Source organism: Paenibacillus sp. (assembly GCF_035645195.1).
GTDB lineage: Bacteria > Bacillota > Bacilli > Paenibacillales > YIM-B00363 > Paenibacillus_AE.
In genome coordinates this window covers 46862-72085 of the sequence record NZ_DASQNA010000050.1, presented here as the reverse complement: position 1 = coordinate 72085, position 25224 = coordinate 46862, and the positions used below count along the sequence as shown (strand labels likewise).

Sequence of the window (25224 nt, the reverse complement as noted above, 5' to 3'; positions counted from 1 at the left end):
GACAAACGGCCCCGCGTACGATGATGGTAAGCGGGAATTCGCTGCCTTGAAAGCGCTTCATCCACTTGTCCGCAGCGCATCGAGATCGGAGAGGAGGCGTTCGGCATGGTGTGGGCATGGATCAACGGGTTGGCGTTTTTGCTGGTTACGGGACTAGGAGTGCATTGGTTTGTTCGCGCGGTGGCGCACCGATATGCCTATGTGAAGCTCGGTCGGCCCGTCGACGGCCGGGAGCTGGGCGAGGCGGCAATGGTCGCGCTGCGGGGAAGCCTGAGACGTTTCGCCGCGGAAACGTTCGGACAAACAAAGCTGCTGAAAGACCGCAAAAGCGGAATCATGCACGTCGTCATTTTTTACGGTTTCCTCGTGCTGCAGGTCGGGGCGCTCGATATTTTCGCGCGCGGCTTATTCGGCGCCGGGCTGCCGCTTCCGTTCTACGGCGCGTTCGAGCTCGCGCAGGAGACGACGGTCGCGCTCGTCCTGCTCGCGATGCTGTACGCGGCGTACCGGCGGTACGGCGAAAAGCTGAAACGGCTGAAGCGCGGCTGGAAGCCGAGCATCGTCATCTGGTTCATCGCCGCGTTGATGGCCTCCGTGCTGCTGACGCTTGCGTTCGACCGGCTGCGCCGTGGAGGGGAGGCCGCGGGGGAATGGGAGTGGACCGCGCCGATCAGCTCCGCGTTGGCGTCCGTGTTCGCTCCCGTTGTCGGCGCCGGCGGGCTCGGGTCTGCGGTCGGCTTCTACGCCGCTTGGTGGGCGCATTTGGTCATCCTGCTCGCGTTCCTCGTTTACGTGCCTCAGTCGAAGCACTTCCACATCGTGACGGCGCCTCTCAACATATTGCTGAAGCGGAAGGAACCGCCCGGCCGGCTGCGGGCACTCGATCTCGAGGACGAGACGGCGGAATCGTTCGGCGTCGGCGCGATCGAGCAGTTCGACCAAAAGCAAATGCTCGATTTGTTCGCCTGCGTCGAGTGCGGCCGCTGCACGAACGTGTGCCCCGCCTCGAACACAGGAAAGCTGCTGTCGCCGATGCATTTGATCGCGAAGCTGAGGGACCACCTCGTCGAAAAAGGCGCCGCCGTCACGTCGAAATCGCCGTGGGTGCCTGCCTTCGCGTTCGGCGAGTCGGCCGGGGCGCACGCGATGTCGAGGGTCGCGCCGGATCCGGCCGTCGGTCCGGGGTGCGACATCGGCCCGACGATCGCGGCCCAGGAGGCAGGGTGGCGGCCATCGACCGAGGGGCGGCCGGAGGAGATGTCCTTGATCGGCAGCGTCATTACCGAAGAGGAGATTTGGGCTTGCACGACGTGCCGCAACTGCGAGGACCAGTGTCCGGTCGACAACGAGCACGTCGACAAAATCGTCGACCTGCGCCGCCACCTCGTATTGATGGAGGGACGGCTGCCGGCCGACGGGCAGCGGGCGATGACGAACATCGAGCGCCAAAGCAACCCGTGGGGGCTGTCCCGGAACGACCGCGCGAAATGGATCGACGAGCTCCGCGCCGCTGCATCGCCCGCCGCTCCCGCGGCCGCCGAGGAAGATACGTTGCTGCGCGTACCCACGGTGAAAGAGAATCCTTCGTTCGAAGTGCTGTTTTTCGTCGGCTCAATGGGCTCGTACGACAACCGCACGAAGAAAGTATCGCGCGCGCTCGTGCGTCTGATGAACGCGGCGGGCGTCAGCTTCGCGGTGCTGGGCAACGAAGAGCGCAACTCCGGCGACGCCCCGCGTCGGATGGGCAACGAAATGCTGTTCCAGCAGCTGGCCGCGGAAAACATCGCCGCTTTCGCGAAGTACGACGTGAAACGAATCGTCACCGCCTGCCCCCACACCTACAACACGCTAAAAAACGAATACCCTGAGTTCGGACTCCCCGCGGACGTCGAGGTGCTCCATCATACGGAGCTGCTCGCAGCGTTGGTGGCGGAGGGGCGGCTGAGGCCGCGGCACGTAGTAAAGGAGCGTGTGACGTATCACGACTCGTGTTACTTAGGGCGGTACAACGAAATTTACGAGCCGCCCCGCGAGCTGCTGCGCGCGATTCCCGGCGTGGAGCTCGCCGAAATGTCGCGCAGCCGCGAGAACGCCATGTGCTGCGGCGCCGGCGGCGGGCGAATGTGGATGGAGGAGACGCAAGGCCGCCGCGTCAACGTCGCCCGCGTCGAACAGGCGCTGGCCGTCCGGCCGACCGTCGTCGCCTCCGCCTGCCCGTACTGCCTCGCGATGATGGAAGACGGCGCAAAGCTATTGGACGCCGAGCAATCGCTCGCCGCTCGCGACGTCGCAGAGCTGCTCGAAGTATCCGTTTTCGGCCCGAAACAATAACGAGCGCGGGCAAGCACCATTCCGAGGCATGTCACAGCATGAATCGGTTGAAAAATTCGGAGGTGGAAGTTCACGGAACATAGGGTGCATGGATCGCTTGTAGGACGCTCAGTTGCTGTCCAAAAGTGTCCAAAGTTGGGAGGGTGGTCGTAAGCAACCCGAGGATTGGATGCCCCAAGGGACATGAGACTGCGCGTATTTTTTGCAGGAGAATTGATTTCAGTCCAAGAGTGTCCAATGGCTGACGGGGGCGAATAAGTAATCCGGTAGTAGTAGGGCGCCCCAAGGAACATATAGTGCACGGAATGCTTATGGAACGCTTGGTTGTTGTCCAAAAATGTCCAACGGCATAAGGAGGCGTTTAAGTAAAGCGGGGCAGGTCCGCAGGAGTCGATTGTAAAACTTGGAGGTTTGAAACTTCGAGTACATGGAGGTCATGAATCGCTTGCGTAAAGCTCAGTTGCTGTCCAAAAGTGTCCAAAGTCTTGAGCGGCGTTATAAGCAATCCGGGGTTGGGATACCCCCAAGGGAAGTGAAATTGAACGTATTGCTGCAGAAGCATGATTTCAGTCCAAGAGTGTCCAATAACTGATGGGGGCGGATAAGTAATTCGGTAGTAGTTGAACGCCCAAGGATCATATATGTGCGAATGCTTATGGAACGCTTGGTTGTTGTCCAAAAATGTCCAACGGCATAAGGAGCCGTTTAAGTGAACCGAGGCAGGTGACTGCGGGAGTCGATTGTAAAAATTGGAGGTGTGAAACTACAGGAACATGGGGGCCTGGATCGCTTGTAGGACGCTCAGTTGCTGTCCAAAAGTGTCCAAATTCCGTTGGAGGCATTTAAGAAGTCCGGGAGGGGACACGGAAGGGGCCATCAAAGACTCGAGGGAGGGGCGTTCCCAGTCACGCGTTTGCCGAAGCTGTCCAAAAGTGTCCAAAGTCCGTTGGAAACATTTAAGTAGTCCGGGAGGGGACGCGGAAGGGACCATCAAAGACTCGAGGGGGGGCGTTCCCAGTCACGCGTTTGCCGAATCTGTCCAAAAGTGTCCAAAGGCCGTCGGAGACATTCAAGTAGTCCGGGAGGGGACACGGAAGAGGCCGTCAAAGACTCGAGGGAGGGGTGTTCCCAGTGTCACGCTTTGCCAAAGCTGTCCAAAAGTGTCCAAAGGCCGTTGGAGACATTCAAGTAGTCCGGGAGGGGACACGGAAGGGGTCATCAAAGGCACGAGTGAGGGATGTTCCCAGTCACGTTTGCCGAAAAGCTGTCCAAAAGTGTCCAAACGTTAGCGGGGAGCGTCAAGCAAACTGAAGGGTTTAGAAAGAAGGCAGCCAGTCGTTGAGGAGCAGAGTCTTAAGTATTGCAGAAGAGAAAACGAAGCGGATGGCCCCGAGGCAACAAAAGTTACAGAAGGAGGTTCTTCGGCATGTCATTCCTCATTCGGAAAGCGGCGGTGATCGGCTCGGGCGTCATGGGGGCGGGGATCGCTGCTCATCTCGCCAATGCGGGCATTCCTTGCATGCTGCTCGACGTGAAGCGGGACACGGCGGAGAAGGCGATCGCGCGTCTCGCGAAGACGAATCCGGCGCCTTTGTTCCGCCCGGCGTGCGCGGGGCTGATCGAGCCGGGGGAGCTGGAAGCGGAGCTGCCGAAGCTCGCCGAGGTCGATTGGGTAATCGAGGCGGTGACGGAGCGGCTCGACGTGAAGCGCGAGCTGCTTGCGCGCATCGAGAGCGTTTGGCAACCCGGGACGGTCGTGTCGACGAATACGTCCGGTATTTCGGTGAACGCGATGGTCGAGGGGCGAGGCGAAGCGTTTCGGAGGCATTTTCTCGGGACGCACTTCTTCAACCCGCCGCGCTATATGAAGCTGCTGGAAATTATCCCGGCGCAGGGTACCGATCCCGTCGTCGTCGAGGGGATCGCGGCGTTCGGCGAGAAGCGGCTCGGCAAGGGCGTCGTCGTCGCGAAAGACACGCCGAATTTCGTGGCGAATCGGATCGGCACGTATGGCATGCTCGTCACGCTGCGGGAGATGGAGCGGGGCGGGTTTACGGTCGAGGAGGTCGACGCGGCGACGGGCCCGGCCATGGGGCGGCCGAAAAGCGCGACGTTCCGCACGCTCGATCTCGTCGGGCTCGACACGTTCGCGCATGTGGCGGGCAATGTGCGCGAACGCGCGAGCGATCCGGCGGAGTGGGAAGCGTTCGAGGTGCCGGCGCCGCTGCAGGCGCTGATCGCTAGAGGCTGGCTCGGGGAGAAAGCGGGGCAGGGCTTTTACAAGAAGGTGAAGGGGCCGGACGGCGCCAGCGTCATTCAAGCGCTGAATCTCGCGACGCTGGAATATGCGGACAGCCGCAAACCGACGAGCGCGTCGCTGGAAGCGGCGAAGCAGGCGAAGGGCGCGCGCGGCAAGCTGCGGGCGCTGCTCGGCGCGGGCGACCGGTATTCGCAGCTCGCCTGGAATTTGCTCGCCCCGGTGCTGTTGTACTCGGCCGAGCGGCTGGGCGAGATTGCGGATTCGGTCGTCGACATCGACAACGCGATGAAATGGGGCTTCAACTGGGAGCTCGGTCCGTTCGAAACGTGGGATGCGATCGGGGTTCGAAGCTCCGTGGCGCGGATGCAGGCGGAGGGGCGCGCGGTGCCGGCGTGGGTGACGGCGTGGCTGGCGGCGGGGAACGAGACGTTCTATAAAGCGGATTCGGATGGGAAAAGGTTCTACGTGCGCGGAACGGCGTGGGAGGAACAGGCAGAGAGGAAGGAGACGATTTCGCTTCGAGCGTTGAAGGCGCAGCCCGCGAGGGTGATTCGTTCGAACGCGGGCGCTTCGCTGATCGACATCGGCGACGACGTCGCTTGCCTCGAGTTTCATTCGCCGAACAACGCGATCGGCGGGGACATTCTGACGATGATCACGCAGAGCGTCGAAGAGGTGCGCCGCAATTGGCGGGGGCTCGTGATCGCGAACGAGGGGCGGAATTTTTGCGTCGGGGCGAATTTGATGTTGCTGCTCCTGGAGGCGCAGGACGAGGAATGGGATGAAATCGACCGGATCATCCGGATGTTCCAGGGCGCGATGACGGCGCTCAAGCGGCTCGAGCGGCCCGTCGTCGCCGCGCCGCACCGGATGACGCTCGGCGGCGGCGTCGAGGCTTGCTTGCCCGCGGACGTCATCCTGTTCGCGTCGGAAACGTATTTCGGCCTCGTGGAGACGGCCGTCGGGCTCATCCCGGCGGGCGGCGGCTGCAAGGAGCTGGCGCTGCGCATCGCTGCCGGAGCCGCGTCGCCGGAGACGGATTTGCAGCCGCAGGTGAACGCGGCGTTCGAAACGGTGGCGCTCGCCAAAACGTCGACGAGCGGCGCGCACGCGCGCGACCTCGGCTACATGCGCGCGATTGACAGGGTCGTCATGAACGACGACCACCGGATTTACGAGGCGAAGCGGGCCGTGCTCGCCATGGATGAGGCGGGCTATACGCCGCAGCGCCCGGAGCGGGTGCGCGTCGTCGGCCGGGACGGCGCCGCGGTGCTGCGCATGGGCGCGTACGGCATGCGGGCCGGCGGCTATATCAGCGATCACGATCTATTGATCGCCGGCAAGCTCGCGCATGTGCTCGCCGGGGGCGACGCGCCCGCCGGCGCGCTCGTGAGCGAGCAGTATTTGCTCGATCTCGAGCGGGAGGCGTTCTTAAGTCTCGTCGGCGAACCGAAGACGCAGGCGCGCATGCAGCATATGCTCGCCAAAGGCAAACCGCTGCGCAACTGAAGGAGGTGCGACAACGCATGAGAGACGCGAAACGCGACGCGGTCATCGTATCGATCGCGCGGACGGCGGTCGGCCGCGCGAAGAAGGGCAGCCTCGCCCAGACGCGGGCGGAGGATCTGGGCGTCGCCGTCCTGAACGCGGCGATGGAGCGGGCAGGCGGCGGCGTCGCCAAAGCCGACGTCGAGGATATCATCGTCGGATGCGCGATGCCGGAGGGGGAGCAGGGGCTCAACTTCGCCCGCATTATGGCGCTGTACGCCGGCTTTCCGACGACGGTGCCGGCGATCACGATCAACCGGTTTTGCTCGTCCGGCTTGCAGGCAATCGCCTTCGCGGCGGAGCGCATTATGCTCGGGGCGGCGGACGTCGTGCTGGCGGGCGGCGTGGAGAGCATGAGCCACGTGCCGATGGCCGGCTTCAAGCCGTCGCCGCACCCGGACATCGTCTCGGCGATGCCCGAAGCGTACATGAGCATGGGGCATACCGCGGAGGAGGTTGCGCGGCGGTTCGGCGTAACGCGCGAGGACCAGGACCGCTTCGCGCTCGAGTCGCATCGCCGCGCCGCGGCGGCCCTCGCGCGCGGCGCCTTCCGCGACGAAATCGCGCCGGTGACGGCGCGGCTAAGCGACGTCGACGCGGCCGGCCGACCGCGCACGCGCGAGTTCGTCTTCGACGCCGACGAGGGCGTGCGGCCGGACACGACGCTCGAAGCGCTCGCCGCGCTCCGGCCGGCGTTCGCCGCCGGCGGCACCGTCACGGCGGGCAACGCGTCGCAGATGAGCGACGGCGCCGCCGCCGCGCTGCTCATGAGCCGCGAGCGAGCCGAAGCGCTCGGCCTCGTGCCGCTGGCGACGTTCCGCGCATATGCGCTCGCCGGCGTCGACCCCGAGATTATGGGGGTCGGGCCGGTCGAGGCGATTCCGCGGGCGCTGCGGATGGCGGGGCTGTCGCCCGCGGACGTCGACCTGTTCGAGATCAACGAGGCGTTCGCGGCGCAGGCGGTGCACTGCGTCCGCGCGCTCGGCCTCGATCCGGAGCGGGTCAACGTCAACGGCGGGGCGATCGCCCTCGGCCATCCGCTCGGCGCGACCGGCGCCAAGCTGACCGCGACGCTCGTGCACGAGCTGCGGCGGCGCGGCGGCGGCATCGGCGTCGTGTCGATGTGCATCGGCGGCGGCATGGGCGCCGCCGGCGTGTTCGATGTGCACGCGTAACGGGCCGCCGGGCGGCCACCCCACTACGAGGAGGGATTAGCGATGACCGAAATCGATCGCGAGCGGCGGACGTTCGCCGCAGGCGGCGGCTTTCTGATCGACGACGCGCCGCCGGGCTCCGTGTCGACGCCGGAGGATTTCACCGAAGAACAGCGCATGTTCGCGGACGCGACGGAAGAGTTCGTCGATCGCGAAGTGCTGCCGCATGACGAGGACATCGAGAAGCTGAATTACGATTTGACGGTGAAGCTGCTGCGCAAGGCGGGCGAGCTCGGGTTGCTCGGCGCCGACGTGCCCGAGGCGTTCGGCGGGCTCGGCCTCGACAAAATCAGCTCGACGATCATTAACGAGCGCCTCGCCCGGGCGAGCTCGTTCGCGCTGTCGGTCGGCGCGCACGTCGGCATCGGGACGCTGCCGATCGTCTTCTTCGGCACCCGCGAGCAGAAGGAGCGGTATTTGCCGCAGCTCGCGACGGGGGAGAAAATCGCCGCGTACTGCCTCACCGAGCCCGGCTCCGGCTCCGACGCGCTCGGCGCGAAAACGACGGCGCGCCTGTCGGACGACGGCAAGCACTACCTCCTGAACGGCAGCAAAATTTACATTACGAACGGCGGCTTCGCGGACGTGTTCATCGTTTACGCGAAAATCGACGGAACGGACTTCTCCGCGTTCATCGTCGAGCGCGGCATGCCGGGCTTCAGCAATGGGCCGGAAGAGAAGAAAATGGGCATCAAAGGTTCCTCCACCGTTCCGCTGTACTTCGAAGACGTCCCCGTGCCCAAAGAAAACCTGCTCGGCGAGCGGGGCAAAGGCCATGTCATCGCCTTCAACATCCTCAACATCGGCCGCTTCAAGCTGGCCGCCGGCGCGCTCGGCGGCTGCAAGGAGGCGATCGCGCTCGCGGCGTCTTACGCGAACGAGCGCCGCCAATTCGGCCGCGCGATCAGCGAATTCCCGCTCGTACGCGCCAAGCTCGCCGACATGAACATCCGCACATACGCGTTAGAAAGCATGGTGTACCGGACGGCCGGCCTCGTCGACGAGGCGCTCGAAGGCATCGACTACGGCGCGGTAGATGCGGGACTGAAGTCGGCGAAGGCGATCGCCGAGTACGCGATCGAGTGCTCCGTCAACAAAGTGTTCGCCTCGGAGGCGCTCGACTTCGTCGTCGACGAAGGCGTGCAAATTCACGGCGGCTACGGCTACGTGCAGGAATACAAAATCGAGCGCATGTACCGCGACTCGCGGATCAACCGCATTTTCGAAGGAACGAACGAAATTAACCGGCTGCTCATTCCGGGCACGCTGCTGAAGAAATCGATGAAGGGCGAGCTGCCGCTGCTGAAAGCGGCGCAGCAATTCCAAGGCGAGCTGCTGTCGATGGCGCCGCCGGCGAGCTTCGAAGAGACGCTTGCGCAGGAGACGCATCTCGTCGGCACGATGAAGAAGCTGTTTCTGTTCGTCGGCGGCGCCGCGGTGCAAAAATACGGCCTGCAATTCGAGCAGGAGCAAGAGGCGCTCGCGGACCTCGCCGACATGATCATCGGGACGTATGCGGCGGAGAGCGCGCTGCTGCGGACGAAGAAGCGGATCGCCGCCGACGGAGAGGCGAAGGCGGGGCTCTCGATCGCCATGACGAGCGCGTTCGTCCAAGAGACGTTCGAGGAGCTCGAGCGCATCGCGCGGCGGCGGCTCTCGGCGATGGAGCAAGGCGACGCGCTGCGCACGATGCTGTCGGCGCTGAAGAAATTGACGCGGCATCAGCCGCTGGACGTCACGGCGCTGAAGCGGACGGTGGCGGCGAGGGTCGTCGAGAACGCTCGGTACGCGTATTGATTCGGGCGCAACGAAAGGGGACATCGCGATGGAAACGACGAAGCGTTGGTTGGCCCATTACCCGAAGGAAGTGCCGCCGTCGTACGCGTACCCGAAGCACAATGCGGCACAGCTGTTGATCGACGCGGCGGAGCGGTATCCGTCGCGTCCCGCGCTCGACTTCCTCGGCGCCCGGTACGATTACGCGCGGCTGCTCGAAGCGAGCTACCGGTTCGCGAACGCGCTGCAGCGTCGGTTCGGAATCAGGCGCGGCGACCGCGTGGCGATCATGCTGCCGAACTGCCCGGCCGCCGTCATCGCCTTCTACGGCACGCTGATGGCGGGCGCGGTCGCCGTGCAGACGAACCCGTTGTACCAGCCGCATGAGCTCAAGCACCAGCTCGCGGATTCCGGCGCGAAGCTGATCGTCACGCTCGATCAGCTGTACGCCCGCGTCGACGCGGCGCGGCCGTACACGAACATCGAGCACGTCGTCGTCACGTCGATCGCCGACGAGCTGCCGTGGCCGAAAAGCTGGCTGTACCCGCTTAAGCTGAAGCGCAGCAAGCAATACGTCCTTATGACGTACACCGACACGGTGCATCGATTCAAAGACGTGCTGGCGGAAAGTCTCGCCGCGCCGATCCTCGCGCGCGTCGACGCGGAGGAGGAGCTCGCCGCGCTGCAATATACCGGCGGCACGACGGGCGTCGCCAAAGGCGTCATGCTGACGCATTACAACCTCGTCGCGAACACGCATCAGAACGCGTTATGGTGCTACCGCGCGAAGATGGGCGAAGAGCGGTTTCTCGCGGCGCTCCCGCTGTTCCACGTATTCGGCCTCACGGTGCTTATGTGCCAAGCGGCGCTTCGCGCGGGCGAGCTCATCTTGCTGCCGCGCTTCGAGATCGAGACGGTTCTCGGCACGATCCACGCGAAGAAGCCGACCATCTTCCCGGGCGCCCCGACGATGTATATCGCTTTGATCAATCACCCGAAGCTGAAAGCGTACGATCTGTCCTCCGTCAACGTGTGCGTGAGCGGGGCGGCGCCGCTGCCGCTCGAGGTGCAGGAGCGGTTCGAAGCGCTGTCCGGCGCCCGGCTCATCGAAGGCTACGGGATGACGGAGGCGTCGCCGGTGACGCATGCGAATCCGATCTGGGGGATGCGGAAGGTGGGCTCCGTCGGCATCCCGTTCCCCGACACCGACTGCAAGGTCGTCGACCCGGAGACGGGCGAGGAGCTGCCGGTCGGCGCCGTCGGCGAAATCGCCGTTCGCGGCCCTCAGGTAATGAAAGGGTACTGGAACCGCCCGGAGGAAACGGAGAAGGTGCTCCGCGACGGATGGCTGTTCACGGGCGATATGGGAACGATGGACGAAGACGGCTATTTCAAGATCGTGGACCGCAAAAAGGACATCATTATTGCAAGCGGTTTCAATGTGTATCCGCGGGAAATCGAGGAGGTGCTGTTCCAGCATCCAGGCGTCAAAGAGGCGGTCGTCGCCGGCGTGCCGGACCCGTACCGCGGCGAAACGGTGAAGGCGTACGTCGTGCTGCAGGACGGAGCGGAGGTGACCGCTGCGGCGCTCGAGGCGTACTGCAGGGAGCATCTGGCGGCGTATAAGGTGCCGCGGCTGATCGAGTTTCGCGCGGAGCTGCCGAAATCGATGATCGGCAAGCCCCTCCGGCGCGCGCTGGTCGAGGAGGAGCGGGCGAAGCGTTAGGGGAAGGCCCGACGACAGCCCTCGCAAGCGCCGGCTTGCGGGGGCTTTTTTTTGATACAATAAAACGAAATCGGATGCGGAGGGAAACGCATATGGATCAAAAAGAGAAAGAGTGGCTGGAGCAGTTGGAGGCGCGCGCCGCGGGCACGTTTTGGGACTACTTGGGCTGCGAAGCGCTGGAGGTTTCGCGCGAGCGGACCGTCATCGCCCTGGACGCGGAGAAGAAACATTTGAACGCGATGGACATCGTGCACGGCGGCGTGCTGGCGTCGCTGCTCGACAACGTCATGGCGCTGGCGGTCATGAGCGCGCGGCCGGGCGAGCGCACCGTCACGACGAACCTCAACGTGCATTTCGTCGCGCCGCTCGCGGCCGGCCGGCTGACGGCGACGGCCAAGGTGCTCCACGAGTCGGCGTCGACGCTCACCGTCGAAGCGTCCGTCCGAGGCGCAGACGGCAAGCTGGGAACGGTTGGCACCGGCAGTTTCCGTATGCTAAAGTAGGAAGTCGCCGCAACGGCCTACTACTTTGCTTTCATAAGGAGACATCATGATGCTCAAGCCCCCTTCGAAACGGGCGTTCGCCGCCGCTCTGGCGGCCGCCGCGCTGTTCGCCGGTTTGCTGCCCGGCCGCGCCTCCGCGGAGCTCAACGGAACGGAGGAACTGCCGCTCGCGTACATTTTGCCGAAAGAAAACCCTTGGGATGCGCTCGACGAATTGCGGCGCGAACACGGCTCGTCGGTGGAGGCGTTCCTGCCCGACGACCCTTACGTGAAGACGGCCGAGGCGCGAAACCGGCTGTACGAACGCTCGATCATCTTGAACTTGTCGAGCTCGTTCGCCTATGTGTCGCGCAAAGCCGTCCGCATCGACGCGGGCAACCCGCGGGTGACCCCGGTGTCGCGCAGCGGCGTCACGTACGTGCCGCTTCGGTTCGTATCGGAAAGCCTCGGCGCCGAAGTCGAATACGACGCGGCCAATACCGCGACAATCGTAACGCTCGGAAGCAAGCGGCTGACGGTCCGCGCTTCCGACGGGATTCAGCTCCAGGGCCGCACGTACGTGCCCCTGCGCTACGCGGCGCAAACGTTGGGCAAAGCCGTATATTATGACGCGGACACGGGCCTCATTTTTATCGGCGAGCAGGCGGATTTCGATTACCTCGCATCGGACAAGGCGTCCGGGAATACGCCGCTGACCTACTACTTGAACCAGGCGTTCCCGAACATGTCGACGGAGGACGCCGACTACGACGTATACTTGTACACGCATTTCTTCGACGGATACAGCTATGCGAAAGAGGGCGACTGGATTTACTACTCGCAGTATCCGTGGCTTAGCTCCGTACACGTGCCGGACGCGCAGGTCGAGACGAAGGGGATGGGTTTTTATAAAGAGAACGTTCGGACGCGGGAAAAGGTAAAGCTGTCGGACACGGTTTGCCAATCGCCCGGGATCGTCCCGGGGGAAGCGGAGTGGGCGTACTGCGGTTCGAGCTCCGAGCTGAGCCGCGTCAAGACGGACGGAAGCCGAACGCGCGAGACGGTGTACGAAAACGCGCATTGGATTCCGGACGGATCGGAACGCTCGGCTTCGAATTTCGTCGGCTTCGCCGAGGAGTACGCGTTCTTCCTGAATACGGAGCGGCTCGCCGACGGCAAAGAACGGTTCGAGCTCGTTCGGGTGCGCGCGGCGACGGGAGAGAGCGAGACGGCGCTGAAGTACGACCGCGCGACGCTCGGCGTGCTTGCCGTCCGGGGGCAATACATTTATTACAGCGTTCGGGAAGAGGACGCCTTCTACCGGATGAAGCTCGACGGCACCGGGAAAACGAAGCTCTCCTCCTTGGTGCTCAAGCTGTCCGTCGGCGACGAATGGATGGCGTACGAAAACAAGGACGGCCTCCACATGGCGAAGCTGGACGGAACGAGCAAAACGTTCCTGGTGAAAAATTCGGATATTTACCAAGTTCGCGTGCACGGCTCATACGTGTATTTCGACATGATGCACTTCACGCAGCCGCATTCGATTTACCGGATGGGGCCGGACCGGAGCATCCGCAAGTTTTCGCTGTCGACGGTGTACCCGAAGGCGGCCAAGGGAGACCGAGGCAATTTCTTGTTCGTCGGGGACACGATGTACTTCATGTTTTCGAATTTTACGACGGAACCAGGCAAGATTCGACTCGACGCGATTCCTTGGAAGGCGGTCTCCAAGGTCGTGCGCTGACCTATATGGTAATGCGGGGGGCACAATGGTACAATAATACCAATTGTCCGTACAACCGCATTTCCGAGGAGGAGAAAAATAAAGCATGAACACTAGCAGAACGGTCGAGCAATTGTCGATCGATACGATCCGCACGCTGTCGATCGACGCGATCGAGAAAGCGAAATCGGGACATCCCGGCATGCCGATGGGCGCCGCGCCGATGGCTTACGAGCTTTGGTCGAAATTTATGAACCACACTCCAACGAACCCGAATTGGGTCAACCGGGACCGGTTCGTTTTGTCTGCGGGCCACGGCTCCATGCTGTTGTACAGCCTTCTTCATTTGTTCGGTTACGAAGACACGCCGATCGAGCAGCTGAAGCAGTTCCGCCAATGGGGCTCCAAAACGCCGGGTCACCCGGAGTTCGGCCACACGGCGGGCGTCGACGCGACGACCGGTCCGCTCGGACAAGGGTTCGCGATGGCCGTCGGCATGGCGATGGCGGAAGCGCACACGGCTGCGGTATATAACCGCGAGAACTTCCCGATCATCGATCACTATACATACGTCATCTGCGGCGACGGCGACCTGATGGAGGGCATCTCCGGCGAAGCGGCGTCGCTCGCGGGGCACCTGAAGTTGAACAAGCTCGTCGTGCTGTACGATTCCAATGATATTTCGCTCGACGGCGATCTGAATCTCGCGTTCTCCGAGAACGTCGCGCAGCGCTTCCAAGGGTACGGCTGGAACTACCTGCGCGTGGAGAACGGCAACGACCTGCAGGAGATCAACCGCGCGATTGCGGCGTCGAAGACGAGCGACGCGCCGACCTTGATCGAAGTGAAGACGGTCATCGGCTACGGCTCCCCGAACAAGCAGGGCAAAGGCGGCCACGCGGGTCCGCACGGCTCCCCGCTCGGCGGCGACGAGGCGAAGCTGACGAAGGAGTTCTACGAGTGGCCGCACGAGGAGTTCCACGTGCCGGAGCAGGTCGCGGCGCATTTCGCCGAGCTGAAGGCGAAGGGTGATGCGGCGGAAGCGGCATGGCGCGAGCTGTTCGCGAAATATCGCGACGCGCATCCGGAGCTTGCGGCGCAGTTCGAAGCGGCGTTCGCGGGCGAGAACCCGGCGGGCTGGGATGCGGCGATTCCGACGTTCGGAACTAGCGAGAAGCCGATGGCGACGCGCGCCGCATCCGGCAAAGTGCTGAACGCGATCTCGCCGAACCTGCCGACGCTGATCGGCGGCTCCGCGGATCTCGAATCGTCGACGAACACGCATCTGAACGACACGGGCAAGTTCCAGCCGGGCAGCTTCGCGGAGCGCAATGTCTACTTCGGCGTGCGCGAATTCGCGATGGGCGCCGCGATGAACGGCATGGCGCTGCACGGCGGCGTGAAGGCGTTCGGCGGCACGTTCTTCGTGTTCTCCGACTACCTGCGTCCGGCGATCCGCCTCGCCGCGATCCAGAAGCTGCCGGTCGTGTACGTGTTCACGCACGACTCGATCGCGGTCGGCGAAGACGGCCCGACGCACGAGCCGGTCGAACAGCTCGCCGCGATGCGCTCGATGATCGACATCACGGTCATCCGCCCGGCCGACGCGAACGAAACGGCCGAAGCGTGGCGCTTCGCGCTGTCGCAGAAGGACCGCCCGACGGCGCTCATTCTGACGCGCCAAAACTTGCCGGTGCTCGACGGCACGGCGGAAGGCGCGCGCGAGGGCATCGCCCGCGGGGCGTACGTCGTCGCGGACGCGCCGGCCGGCACGAAACCGGCCGCGCAAATCATCGCGACCGGCTCCGAGGTGCAGCTCGCCGTCGAAGCGCAGAAGGCGCTCGCCGCCGAAGGCGTGCACGTGCGCGTCATCTCGATGCCGAGCACGGACCGCTTCGACGCGCAGCCGAAGGAGTACCGCGATTCGGTGCTGCTGCCGGACGTGAAGGCGCGCCTCGTCGTCGAGATGGCGTCGCCGTTCGGCTGGCATAAGTACGCCGGCGACGAAGGCGACATCCTCGGCATCACGACGTACGGCGCCTCCGCGCCGGGTCCGAAGGTGATCGAGGAGTACGGCTTCACGGTGGCGAACGTCGTCTCCAAAGTGAAGGCGCTCTTGAAATAACGGCTCGCAACGAAAGGCGCAGCGTCCGAATCGGATGCTGCGCCTTTCGTCCGTTCGCGGATCGGGAACAAATTCCTCCCACGGATCGAAGTTCTTGCGCTATAATGATTGCAGACTTATCGGCGAGGGAGGACAAGCATGACGCACACATCAACAGGAATCGCTGGTTTAGATAGCATTTTGCAAGGGGGCATTCCGACGGGCAGCGCCGTCGTGTTGGAGGGGGCTCCGGGCACGGGCAAAACGACGCTCGGCGTGCAATTTTTGTACGCCGGGGCGACCGCGCATAACGAACCCGGCATTTACGTCACGTTCGAGGAGCTGCCGGATCAAATTTACGCAGAAATGAAAAACGGGTACGGCTGGGACCTTCGCGCATTAGAAAAAGAAAACAAACTGCGCGTCGTCTGCCTTTCTCCGGAAACGTTCCTGCATCAGCTGACGGAGCCGAACGGCATCATCGAGCAAATGATCCGCCAAATCGGCAGCAAGCGGATGGTAATCGACAGCATCAGTCTGTTTAAACTGTCGGATGCGAGCGAGAAGGATCAGCGAAAGAGCGTGTACTTAGTCCGGAACGTCCTCCGCAAATTCGCGCAGACGTCTCTGCTGCTGCAGGAGCGCAACGGCGAGCAGTCCGGCGAAATTCCGTTCGAAAATTACGTAGCGGACGGAGTCATTCGGCTGGCGATGAAGGAGCATCTGCAAAAGTACCGAAAGCGGACGATCGAAGTGCTGAAAATGAGAGGCACGCGCATCGTCGAGGGCGAGCATCAGTATAAGTTCGTAGATCACGGCATACACGTCGTGCCCGCGCTTTCCATGGTCGAGGACAAGCTGCTCCCGACGCAGTTTACGCCGACGGGCATCGCGAGGTTGGATAAGATCCTGCAAGGCGGCGTCCCGGAAGGCTCGACGTTCCTGCTCGATACGAACAGCAAAGCGAATCACAAATATTTCATCGCGAGCATTTTCGCAGAGCAAATCAAGGCGGGCAAAAACGTCATCTCTTTGAACTCCAGCTTAACCAGCGTAACCGATACGGTAAACTTCTTGTCGTTGTTCGATGTTTCGATCGACGAGCTGCTGAAAAACAACAAGTTTTTCGTCATCGAGCACTACAAACGTTCCTACCCGTCGCAGTACAAGGACGCCGTTCTTGACGTCAGCGATTTGAATAACGACGAATATAAGCAGTATTTACGCCAGAATTTGCTGCCGGTCATTACGGAGAGCATGGGCAAAGGCGAACGGTGGTACGCGTACTACGATTTAAATACGATATTCTCGCAGCGCGGCGCTCAGTTCGTCACTCGATTTTTCGCCGAGGAAGTGGCGCGCGCCAAAGCGTTGGGCATCACGGTGCTCGCGCTCTGCAATTTCGCGGAGATGGAACCGGAGGTTTCTTCGTATTTGGAACGTTCCAGCTCGGGCGTCATCCGCACGTGGGTGGACGGCAACTATCAGTTTATGCAGGTTACGAAATCGCCGAACGGAGTCGTGTCCGAGCCGCTGATCGTCGAGAGCTCCGAGCGATTGCCTTACGTGAATTTGGTGTAAGGGGATGATGACGATGAAAGAAAACGATTTGTTGACGCTGCGCATCGAGTGCACGCTGTTCTTTCAAGGGAATCCCTATGCGCTGGAAACCGAGGAGGGCTTGGCGCTTCGCACGGGGAGGAAGGTCGAGCATCTGAAGCCGGTGCTGAACGACCTGGTGAATTCCTCCATTCTGGAAAGGTTGGGCGAGGGAGACCAGGCGATTTATCGATACGCCGAGCCGTACTTCAACGACGGGATGAGCTTCTAATGTTCAGGGTCGTTCCGGACTTGCTCCACAGCTTCCAGCAGCGGTTGTCGACCACGTTCGCCGCGTCGGTCGTCCTCGCGGACAAGCAGGGGCGCCATCGAACGCCCCCCGTCTATCGGGACGAGCTGTCGAAGCTCGTGTTCGAGGCGACGCTCGGCGGCGCGGAATGGAGTCATGCGCTGCGTCTGTCCGACCGGCGCCCGGCGCTGATCGACGGTCCCGTGCCGGGGCTGCGGTACGCCGCCGTCGCCGTGCCGGCTCCGAACCAAGACGTGTATGCGATTCTTTGCGGCGTCATCGCGGACGAGCCGTCGCTCTCGGCCGCCCGCGCGTATGTGTCGGGGGAAGGCGCCGAAGACGCGGAGCGCTGGCTGTCGGCGCTGGACGGCGCCGAGGTTTGGACGCGGGAGAAGGCGGACGAGCTGCTGCAAGGAATGAGTTGGCTCGAGCAGACGTTCGCGCGGCTGACGGAGGCCGGCGAATCTGTAATAACGTACAAACATTTGGGCGAACTGCTTGCGAACGCTGCGGTCACTAATGAGCTGCATGAGGGCGATGCGGTCGAGGGACTCGTCCGTCTGTTCGACGCCGTCGATTTCGCGGGACTGGCCGTGCCGGAAGGCGATGTGTACCGCATCGTGGAATACAGCGGTCCCTGCAAGGACCGCTGGCTGCGCGCCGTCTTCGTGAACGGAGAAGGCTTCCTCGGGCAAGCCAGCATGCTGGAGCAGCCGCGCAGCTGGAAATCTATCGAGGGCGATCCTCGCGTCTCGTACTTCCGAGAGAAAGGGATCGCGCCGAGCTGCCTCGCCGTATATCCGATGATGTCCGACGCCGGGCCGCTCGGCATGCTCTTCTGCGGTTCGACCGCCAAGCAGGAACTCGGAGAACCGCTCGAGCGGTATATCCAGGCGTTGTCGTATTTGCTGGGCAAAAAGATCGAATACGAGAAGCTAAAAAACAAAGAGCAGCACTACGCGACGCAGCTCGCCGCCATCGTGGAGATTTCCAAAATCATGAGTATGGCGGGGGATTTAAAGAAAGCGCTTTATGTCATGGTCGACATCAGCTTGATCTTGCTGGCTCCCGCCATCTATTCCCACTTGATCATTCAACTGCCGGGGGCGGACAAAGCGCAAATCGTCTCGCGCGGCATGAGACCGGAAGAGGTGCATCGGTACAGCAAAAGCGCGATGGAGCGTTATTTCCCGTCGGACGGACGAACCGCCTTGGAGGAGATTCGCATCCAAACGGAAGTCGGCGGAGAATGTCTGCTCGTGTGCCCGATCGTCGTGCAGTCGGAGCTCTACGGCATTCTTAGCGTAAAGCTGCCGAGCGTCGAAAGGTACGAGCCGATCAAGGACATTTTCTCCACATTCGTGTTTTTGTTCGGCATTACGCTCGAGCGTATCGTCAGCGCCGAGCGGAAAGAAGGCATTCGCGGCCAAGCGCGGATGCTTCACGAAGCGACGAAGGTCTGGAGTCCGGAGGCGTACGAGAAAGCCGAACGAACGAAGGAGCTCGCTGCGGACTTCGCCGACGAGATGCGTCTGTCGCCGGCGGAGAAGGAAGATCTGAGCGTCGCTTGCATTCTAAGCGTGTATCCGGAGGATTTCCTGCGCGATCAGCTGCGGAACGACCCGTTGCTCGGCATCGTCTGCCGTTCGACCGATGCGGCCGGCGAAGCCCGAGGCCGTTCGACGGCGGGACAAATTTTGGCGCTCGTCATCGCGTACGTCGAAAGCGGCGAGCGGATCGAAGACGTCGCTCCGGTCGAGGCGGAGGAGGAATTGAAACGCCGGTTCGCCGCCTTCTTGACGCGCCGGCTGACGGTCGACTTCGAGCTGCCCGCGATCTCGCGCAAGGACGCCGCCCTGGAACCAATCGGATTCGAAGCGTTGAAGCAGACCGTCAAGCTGTCGGCGCGGGAGTTGGACGTGCTGGAGCTAATGGTCAAGGGGCACAGCAACCGCGAAATCGGGGAAGCGCTTTATATTAGCGAGCATACCGTGAAGAACCATATTACGAACATCTTCCATAAGCTCGAAGTGAGCGACCGCGCGCAAGCGATCGCCAAAATTTATCAGCTTGGGTACCAAAAGTAGGAATTCCAGCAGCCGTCAGGACCGTTATCGGGCCTGGCGGCTGTTTGCGTAGGAAACCGTTCCTGCCTTGGACCGGACGAGGGAAATGAGAACATCAGGCGATAGGCGCGCGCGTTGCCTTCGTGCACAATGGCTAATAGAATCCCAAGTTCGGAAGGAAGAATGATCATGGCCACGATTTCCTTGCTCGCCCCGTCGTACGTGTACCGCGACGCCGTCGAATTTATGAAGCGCGACGTCTGTTCGTTTTTCATGAAAAAGCTGTCGACCCACCATCTCCCTACGTTTCAGCATTCCGTTCGCGTCGCGCTGTACAGCTTGTCCCTCGCCGAAGCGTTCGGTCTTGCAGGACGGGAGAGGGACGCGTTTTTTCGCTCGGTGCTGCTGCACGATATTGGGAAGCTGGACGTGGATGCCGCCGTCTTAAACAAACGAGGCGCGCTCGACGCGGGGGAATGGGCGGCGATTCGCGAGCACTGCCATGGCGGGGTCGAGCTGCTGAGGAGCTTAATCGAGGAAGGATATGTGCTTTCGCAAATCATTTTGTTTCATCATGAAAATTTGGACGGCAGCGGATATCCGTACGCCAAGACCGACAAGGAATTGGATTTATATGTCCGAATCGTACGGATCGTGGACAGCTACGACGCTATGGTCGGGCATAGAGGGTACAATGTGCCGAAGTCGAGCGAGGCAGCGTTGGAAGAACTGTACCGATGGAGCGGCGTCTGCTACGACGAGAACGTCGTCCAAGCGTTCCACCGCTTCGTGGCGTTCGGGAACGGAGTCGATCGATGACGGAGGGCGACGTTCGGAACCTGCTCGTCCGATTGAAGGAAGCGTACGAAACATGCGGCAAGCTGTCGCATCCGGCCGTCGTGGCGATTAGTCAACAGTTGGACGAAGTCGTCGTCGACTACTATCGAAGTCGAAACGGGCGAACGCAACGAGAAGAGGATCGTCTAGGAAGCAAGGAGAATGGCCGTGAACGCATCGACGAACACGCTTCAAGATTGCGAGCGATTTTTTGAGCTGAACCCATATGCTTACGTCACGGCGGAGCACCTTGTGCTGGTGTTGGGGGTAGGGCACGACGAGCTGTCCACGGCGCTTCGCCGGCTTGCCGAAGCGGGCAGGCTCCGCCGGATCGGCATAGGAACCGAGTCTCTATATTGCAGGAATGTCGAGTAGGAAGCCAACCTAGGAACTAGGAAATAAGTGCCTGTCTCGGGAATAGGAACGTTGGGTGATACCAACTTTCATCCAAATCATGCATAGTTATTTGTGTAGAGAATATAAAAAACGAAAGAAATATGTAAAATTTTGAAGAATATTGACGAAATTTGTATATTAATTTAAGATAAAAGCCTTAGAGGCTTCTTACTGGGAAGATCCGTCAAGCAAAATTACACAAATTCGAATTTCGATCTTTTTCGATAATGGCTAACCCGACTGAAAAGCGGGGACGCAAAGCCACGGGCCTAAAGCGATTGCTATGGCAGCCGGGTTGCCGAAGAAAGGAAGCGGAAATCCGCCCTTTTTCGGGGCGGATTTTTTACTTTCACAGATAAGGGTGGGGGAGTATGGTATATGAAATTGCGCTGATCGCCGTCGCACTCGCTTTTCTGCGCGGGGGATCGCTGCGGCGACTGCAGCGGACGGAGTTCCGCCACCCGTTGCCGATCATCGCCTGCTTTTTGGTCCAAACGGCCGCCATGCTGCTCTACGACCGCATTCCTTTCGTGCATGACACGTTTCCGATCTGGATCTCGCTTTCCTATCTCGTTCTCGCATATTGCTGCTGGCAAAACCGGCATCTGCCCGGCTTCCTCGCATTCGGTGCGGGGCTGCTGCTGAACTTTGCCGTCATTGCTTTGAACGACGGCAGAATGCCGGTATCCCTCGCGGCGCTGGAATGGGCGGGGCTGGATGAATATATCGCTCCCTTGCAGGAAGGCGTCACGAAGCACCAGCCTCTGACGCAAGCTTCCTACTTGCCGCTCCTGTCGGACGTTATTCCTCTGAAGCCGCCATACGCGTTAAGCAGCCGCATTGTCAGCGTAGGCGATCTTCTCATGACTCTCGGGATTTCCCGATTTTTATATAGACGAATGGTTGAGTCATCGTAAGGTTCAATTCGTTTACCGGTTTAGGGCGTAGGATATGCAAGGAAGGGAGGTGACGCCTCCATGAAAAAGAACTGGTTGTTCTGGTTGACGACGGCTGCTTTGGTGCTTTCCGCTGTTGCGGGTTTCCCTTGGGTTAAGTAATCATTCCTAAAAATAACTTATTCTGTATAATACCTGCGCCCTAATTTTTATGTAAAGGTAGTGAACGCGTCATGCCAAAACTGTTGCAAGTGTACATATATACGGTTTTTGCACTCGGCATGACTGGGTTAGTACTAATTATTCCCGGTATCGAACAACGGCATTTGCTAGAGATTGCCGCGCTGGCGGCGTTGGCCGGGTTGCTTGAAATTTATATGGTAGAGTTGCCGAACGGTACTGTTTTCGGGGGCGGCAGCATCATCACCTTCGGCGTGCTTTTCAGCTACGGCGTGCCGGAAGCGTTAGCGGTTGAAGTAATAACCGCCTTGGTAATCTCCATATTGGTCCATAAAGTGGAGTTGAAACATGTATTGTTCAACGTCGGACAATATACCATTTCGCTCGCTGCTGCCAGTCTTGTGTTAGTAAGATTGGAAGGTGTAGAAGGGGAGTTCGGTTGGCATGAAATACCGGTTGGTCTGGCGGTCATTTCAACTTACTTTGTCGTTAGCTTAGGGTTGCTCTTCATAATCCTTGCAACGTTGAAGAAGAAAAATTATTTCGCCGTTTGGCGCGATTCCTTTAAAGACATTTTAATTAGCTACACCGTAACGATCATCTTTAGTTTCCGACTTGCTATGATCTATGATCAATCGAACCAAACTCAATTTTGGGTCGAAACTATATTTTTATTCGTTTTCTTCTTTGCGCTCCGCCACGCTTTCGGTATGTTCATCCGTCTGCGCAAGACGTACCTGCGCTCGCTGGAATCGCTTATGCACCTGAACGAAGACAAGCTTTCCACCGGAGCGGGGCATGCGACACGGACGGGCAGGCTGGCTCGGCAAATCGCCGAGAGGTTGAAGCTGCCGCAAGAAGAAGTTGACGCGATTCATTACGCGGCCCTGCTGCATGACATCGGCAAAGGGCAGATCAACAGTAAAATCTTCCAGAAGAAAGGCCCAATGACGCTGGAGGAGGAAAAGGAATACCGCAAGCACCCGGAGTTCGGAGCGGAGATGATCAAAGACATTTCCGGTCTGGCTAAAGCGGCCGAATATATCCGTTACCATCACGAACGATGGGACGGCGGCGGGTTCCCCGAAGGCAAAAAAAACGAAGACATCCCGCTCGGCGCCCGCATTATCGCGGCTGCGAACGAGTATGACCATATTGTGTACGGGAAAAAAGGCGGGGATCCGGCAGTCCTTTACCAAGCACTGTCCTCAAACGTTCTAGATCCGAAGTTGGTCGACATCGTGAGAACGATCGCGGATTTCTTGCCTGCGCCGGAGTCGGAATACTTGGAATCGGCAATTCAGGAGAAGCGGCTGCTCGAGAATGTCATGATGACGCAGGCGAGAACAAAGTTTTACGAATCCGCGTTGCTGGAAAAGTTCGGAGCCGCCGTGATCGCGACATACGACGGCACATACCGCGACGGGCAGGGAACGATCGCCTCGATGCCTTGCCAGTCGCAAGTCGATCTCCTCGTCCGGCGCGCGTCGGAGCAGCAAATCAGAATCAGGGAATACGTCGAAGATCCCGTTTCGGGCAAGGTGTACGACATTTACTGCGTTCCGGCGGGCGAGCAGGTTCACCTGATGGTGTTCGACGTCAGCAACATATTGGAATACGAAAAAGTCCAGGAGGAACGCATAAAAAAACTTTATCAAGACGTCATTTTCTCGGTAACGCATGGCAAACTGCTGCTTGCGGAGGAAGCCGAGCTGGAATCGTACTACGGGGTCAAGCTGCTCGGAGAAGCGCCAATCCGGAGCAAATCGGATATCGCGAAGTGCCGCGCCCTGGTGCAATCGATCTTGGACGAGCTCCCTTACGAGGTTCCGCAGAAGACAAAGTACGACATTTTGCTCAGCACCTCCGAGACGGCTACCAACGTGCTGAAGCATGCGACCGAGGGACAGCTGTCCGTATACATTGACAAGCATATGCTGCGAATCATCGTCAAGGACGGCGGAAGCGGCATAGATTTGTCGGAGCTGCCCAAGACGACGCTGATGGCCGGATATTCGACGAAGCTGTCTATGGGTCACGGATTCAGCTTGCTGCTGAAGTTGAACGACCGGATCGTTCTAAATACGGGGCCGAAAGGAACGACGGTCGTTCTAGAAATCGGGCTTTCCGCGGTAACTAGGAAGGGCGAAGCGACAGAGGCGAACTCGCCTCTGCAGGGGAGGCTGGTGCTCTGATGAACAAGAACGCCGTGTTCCGGCAATTGATCGCGAAAATCGGGTTTTCGTTGCTCGTTTGCGGCATTACTACGATTACTTTGGCTAATTTTCTAGTCAATTCCGAATTGCAAAGATACCAGTTGAAAGAAATCTCGCAGACGGCCAAGATGGTCAGCATCGGCGTGGACTCTTCAACCCGATCCGCAGAAGCGATCGAGCACGAATTCAGCCAGCGGCTCAAATTCGCCGGCCGGGAAATCGCTAAGGCGCTGGAGGGCCGTTCGATCGAAACCGTCACGCAGGAGGAACTGCAGCGATTCATGCGGCAGTTCGAGCTTTCGGGCATCTCCCTCTTCGTCCGGCAAAACGACGACATTGTCATCGCCCAGTCGACCGACGACGGCGAAATCGGACTCGGTTCCCGAAAGTGGGGATATTGGTACACCGCGTTCGATCAATTGATGCGCGGAGAACTCGTCACGGTCGGGCGCGGGGAAGCGGAGGAGCACTATTGGGCGGGCCCGATCTCCAAGTCCGACTGGGAGGACAAGTATTACAAATACGGGTATTACTATGACGGCAAGACATCCTTTCTTATAAATCCTTACATATTAGACGAACGCATTTATTATCAAATGTTCCACTCCGGAACGGCGCAGATGATCGGGAAAATTGTCACCGAGGATTCGGACATCGAGGAGATCGCCGTCATCAACGCCCCCGCATGGCTCAAGGGCGACAAGAACGTCGTTATCGAACCGCGGTACGATCAACCTCTTCTGTACGGGTCGAATCGGTATGCGGACGAGGATGACGCCGCAATGGTGAAGCAAGCGATGGAAACGGGCGAGCCGGCCGCGAAAACGCATTATGCCGGGAACAACGCCTTCAAGAAATTGTATTTCCCGCTCTCGGAACAGCGTGTCATGACCGTCGTCGTCAATACGGAACGGCAAGAGCAGTTCAAAAAGCTCGTCGTCTCGAGCTTGTCGGGAGCGTTCGTCGTTATGTTTCTGGTGCTGTTCTTTCTGATCCGGGCGGTCGCCGGGAGGCAGCTTCAACCGTTGGCGGAAATCGCCGAGCATATCGGAAGCATCGCCTCCGGCAACTTGTCCCATACGCTGAAAGTGAAGGACGCCAACGAGTGGGGCGCGATTTCAAACCAAATTAACGACGTCACGCGGGGTATCGGCCGACTGATCTACGGCGTCAAGCACGACGCGGAAGACCTGTACGTATTGTCTCGCGTATTGACCAAGCGGGTGCAAGCTTCGCTGGATACAATGAACAACGTGTCGGCTTCCATGACGCACGAATCCAAAGCGTTCTTGGTGGAGCTGAATGCTCGGCTCGAGCAGCTGCAAACGACGCTGGAGGACGCGGGCCGGGGCGTTGCGGACGAGCATGTCGAGCCGATCAGCCGCTTGTGGGAGGAACACGCGAGTCAAGTCACAGCGATTCACTTGATGCTTCGCGATACGTTGGAGGAATTGACGGCGGCCATTCGGCGTATCGACGATCTGTCTGGGAATTTGAACCGGAAGCTGGAACGTTTTTATATCGACGAAACGAGTGCGGACGATGAGATGGAGCGGTTCGCGCGCGAATTCGAAAATGAAACTAACGGCAAGGCAGGAACCGAAAGGAGTGAATAGC

At 60.3% G+C, this 25224-nt stretch carries 17 protein-coding genes and 1 riboswitch; all 17 genes read left to right on the top strand.

Features of this window, described 5'->3' with window-relative positions; genetic code table 11:
• The first annotated feature begins 105 nt into the window (after positions 1–105).
• The 17 genes from VE009_RS26050 (at position 106) to VE009_RS25975 (ending at position 25223) form a co-directional block, all read left to right on the top strand.
• On the top strand, positions 106–2331 hold the full coding sequence (locus VE009_RS26050; RefSeq protein ID WP_325012856.1) for a (Fe-S)-binding protein: 2226 nt from the start codon (positions 106–108) through the stop codon (positions 2329–2331).
• Positions 2332–3757: 1426 nt separating this feature from the next.
• Entirely contained in the window at positions 3758–6100 is a 2343-nt protein-coding gene (locus tag VE009_RS26045) for a 3-hydroxyacyl-CoA dehydrogenase/enoyl-CoA hydratase family protein (RefSeq protein ID WP_325012855.1), read from the top strand.
• A 17-nt stretch (positions 6101–6117) separates the two neighbouring features.
• Entirely contained in the window at positions 6118–7314 is a 1197-nt protein-coding gene (locus VE009_RS26040) for an acetyl-CoA C-acyltransferase (RefSeq protein ID WP_325012853.1), read from the top strand.
• A gap of 42 nt (positions 7315–7356) precedes the next feature.
• Entirely contained in the window at positions 7357–9150 is a 1794-nt protein-coding gene (locus VE009_RS26035) for an acyl-CoA dehydrogenase family protein (RefSeq protein WP_325012851.1), read from the top strand.
• 28 nt (positions 9151–9178) lie between these two features.
• Complete coding sequence (locus VE009_RS26030; protein ID WP_325012849.1) at positions 9179–10855, top strand: long-chain fatty acid--CoA ligase; 1677 nt, start codon at positions 9179–9181, stop codon at positions 10853–10855.
• A 92-nt stretch (positions 10856–10947) separates the two neighbouring features.
• Positions 10948–11358, top strand: coding sequence for a PaaI family thioesterase (locus VE009_RS26025; protein WP_325012847.1), 411 nt, complete (start codon positions 10948–10950; stop codon positions 11356–11358).
• Between the two features lie 46 nt (positions 11359–11404).
• The gene (locus tag VE009_RS26020) at positions 11405–13084 is read left to right on the top strand and encodes a DUF5050 domain-containing protein (RefSeq protein ID WP_325012845.1); all 1680 of its coding nucleotides are present in this window, start codon (positions 11405–11407) and stop codon (positions 13082–13084) included.
• An 85-nt stretch (positions 13085–13169) separates the two neighbouring features.
• Complete coding sequence (gene tkt / locus VE009_RS26015) at positions 13170–15188, top strand: transketolase (RefSeq protein ID WP_325012843.1); 2019 nt, start codon at positions 13170–13172, stop codon at positions 15186–15188.
• A gap of 138 nt (positions 15189–15326) precedes the next feature.
• Entirely contained in the window at positions 15327–16748 is a 1422-nt protein-coding gene (locus VE009_RS26010) for an ATPase domain-containing protein (protein WP_325012840.1), read from the top strand.
• A 13-nt stretch (positions 16749–16761) separates the two neighbouring features.
• Complete coding sequence (locus tag VE009_RS26005; RefSeq protein ID WP_325012838.1) at positions 16762–16998, top strand: hypothetical protein; 237 nt, start codon at positions 16762–16764, stop codon at positions 16996–16998.
• Entirely contained in the window at positions 16998–19103 is a 2106-nt protein-coding gene (locus VE009_RS26000; RefSeq protein ID WP_325012836.1) for a LuxR C-terminal-related transcriptional regulator, read from the top strand. Before VE009_RS26005 ends, VE009_RS26000 begins: the two co-directional genes overlap by 1 nt.
• A gap of 168 nt (positions 19104–19271) precedes the next feature.
• Positions 19272–19901, top strand: coding sequence for an HD-GYP domain-containing protein (locus tag VE009_RS25995; protein WP_325012834.1), 630 nt, complete (start codon positions 19272–19274; stop codon positions 19899–19901).
• The gene (locus VE009_RS27315; protein ID WP_414694933.1) at positions 19820–20134 is read left to right on the top strand and encodes an aspartyl-phosphate phosphatase Spo0E family protein; all 315 of its coding nucleotides are present in this window, start codon (positions 19820–19822) and stop codon (positions 20132–20134) included. The genes VE009_RS25995 and VE009_RS27315 overlap by 82 nt, the downstream gene beginning before the upstream one ends.
• Entirely contained in the window at positions 20088–20294 is a 207-nt protein-coding gene (locus tag VE009_RS25990; protein ID WP_325012832.1) for a hypothetical protein, read from the top strand. Before VE009_RS27315 ends, VE009_RS25990 begins: the two co-directional genes overlap by 47 nt.
• A gap of 240 nt (positions 20295–20534) precedes the next feature.
• Positions 20535–20618: riboswitch (cyclic di-GMP riboswitch) on the top strand.
• A 68-nt stretch (positions 20619–20686) separates the two neighbouring features.
• Positions 20687–21232, top strand: coding sequence for a DUF5317 domain-containing protein (locus VE009_RS25985; RefSeq protein WP_325012830.1), 546 nt, complete (start codon positions 20687–20689; stop codon positions 21230–21232).
• 212 nt (positions 21233–21444) lie between these two features.
• Positions 21445–23586 carry an HD domain-containing phosphohydrolase gene (locus VE009_RS25980; RefSeq protein ID WP_325012828.1) on the top strand — a complete coding sequence of 714 codons (2142 nt, stop codon included), beginning with the start codon at positions 21445–21447 and terminating at the stop codon, positions 23584–23586.
• The gene (locus tag VE009_RS25975; RefSeq protein WP_325012826.1) at positions 23586–25223 is read left to right on the top strand and encodes a HAMP domain-containing protein; all 1638 of its coding nucleotides are present in this window, start codon (positions 23586–23588) and stop codon (positions 25221–25223) included. Before VE009_RS25980 ends, VE009_RS25975 begins: the two co-directional genes overlap by 1 nt.
• Position 25224: the final 1 nt, after the last annotated feature.

Excerpts from the sequence above, each read along its gene's own strand:
- VE009_RS26040 (WP_325012853.1), top strand. The coding sequence starts at position 6,118 with ATGAGAGACGCGAAACGCGACGCGGTCATCGTATCGATCGCGCGGACG.
- VE009_RS26010 (WP_325012840.1), top strand. The coding sequence starts at position 15,327 with ATGACGCACACATCAACAGGAATCGCTGGTTTAGATAGCATTTTGCAA.
- tkt (WP_325012843.1), top strand. The coding sequence starts at position 13,170 with ATGAACACTAGCAGAACGGTCGAGCAATTGTCGATCGATACGATCCGC.
- VE009_RS27315 (WP_414694933.1), top strand. The coding sequence starts at position 19,820 with ATGGAGCGGCGTCTGCTACGACGAGAACGTCGTCCAAGCGTTCCACCG.
- VE009_RS26035 (WP_325012851.1), top strand. The coding sequence starts at position 7,357 with ATGACCGAAATCGATCGCGAGCGGCGGACGTTCGCCGCAGGCGGCGGC.
- VE009_RS26045 (WP_325012855.1), top strand. The coding sequence starts at position 3,758 with ATGTCATTCCTCATTCGGAAAGCGGCGGTGATCGGCTCGGGCGTCATG.
- VE009_RS26000 (WP_325012836.1), top strand. The coding sequence starts at position 16,998 with ATGTTCAGGGTCGTTCCGGACTTGCTCCACAGCTTCCAGCAGCGGTTG.
- VE009_RS25995 (WP_325012834.1), top strand. The coding sequence starts at position 19,272 with ATGGCCACGATTTCCTTGCTCGCCCCGTCGTACGTGTACCGCGACGCC.
- VE009_RS25980 (WP_325012828.1), top strand. The coding sequence starts at position 21,445 with ATGCCAAAACTGTTGCAAGTGTACATATATACGGTTTTTGCACTCGGC.
- VE009_RS26025 (WP_325012847.1), top strand. The coding sequence starts at position 10,948 with ATGGATCAAAAAGAGAAAGAGTGGCTGGAGCAGTTGGAGGCGCGCGCC.
- VE009_RS25985 (WP_325012830.1), top strand. The coding sequence starts at position 20,687 with ATGGTATATGAAATTGCGCTGATCGCCGTCGCACTCGCTTTTCTGCGC.
- VE009_RS26050 (WP_325012856.1), top strand. The coding sequence starts at position 106 with ATGGTGTGGGCATGGATCAACGGGTTGGCGTTTTTGCTGGTTACGGGA.
- VE009_RS26030 (WP_325012849.1), top strand. The coding sequence starts at position 9,179 with ATGGAAACGACGAAGCGTTGGTTGGCCCATTACCCGAAGGAAGTGCCG.
- VE009_RS26020 (WP_325012845.1), top strand. The coding sequence starts at position 11,405 with ATGATGCTCAAGCCCCCTTCGAAACGGGCGTTCGCCGCCGCTCTGGCG.
- VE009_RS25975 (WP_325012826.1), top strand. The coding sequence starts at position 23,586 with ATGAACAAGAACGCCGTGTTCCGGCAATTGATCGCGAAAATCGGGTTT.
- VE009_RS26005 (WP_325012838.1), top strand. The coding sequence starts at position 16,762 with ATGAAAGAAAACGATTTGTTGACGCTGCGCATCGAGTGCACGCTGTTC.